A 462-nucleotide genomic window follows, 5' to 3' on the forward strand; every position below is an offset into this window, starting at 1 on the left:
ACAACGACCAGCTGCGCGCCAGCGTCACCCAGACCATCGAGATGGCGGTGACCGACGGGCTGACCGGGCTGCACAACCGCCGCTACCTCGACAGCCATCTGCAGACGCTGTTCGACCGCGCGGTGGCGCGGCGGCGTCCGCTGTCGGTGATGATCACCGACCTCGACCGCTTCAAATCCATCAACGATGCGCATGGCCATGACGGCGGCGACGACGTGCTGCGCGAGTTCGCGCGGCGGTTGCGCAAGAACGTGCGCGGCATCGATCTCGCCTGCCGTTTCGGCGGCGAGGAGTTCGTGGTGGTGATGCCCGACACGGAGGGCGCGGTGGCGGAAAAGGTCGCGGAACGCATCCGCGCCGAAATCGCCCAGTTGCCGTTTGCGATGGGCCATGAGGGCAAGGCGATCGAGGTCACCGTCAGCGTCGGCGTGTCGTCGCTGCTCAAGGGGGCCGATACGGTGG

1 protein-coding gene is annotated in these 462 nt (G+C 67.5%); it reads left to right on the forward strand.

Annotation, left to right across the window (positions count from 1 at the left end; all coding sequences use genetic code 11):
- The coding region (locus EOA29_RS39950; protein WP_127222582.1) for a diguanylate cyclase at positions 1-462 on the forward strand (462 nt) is incomplete at both ends.

This window comes from Mesorhizobium sp. M1E.F.Ca.ET.063.01.1.1, assembly GCF_003998155.1.
GTDB lineage: Bacteria > Pseudomonadota > Alphaproteobacteria > Rhizobiales > Rhizobiaceae > Mesorhizobium.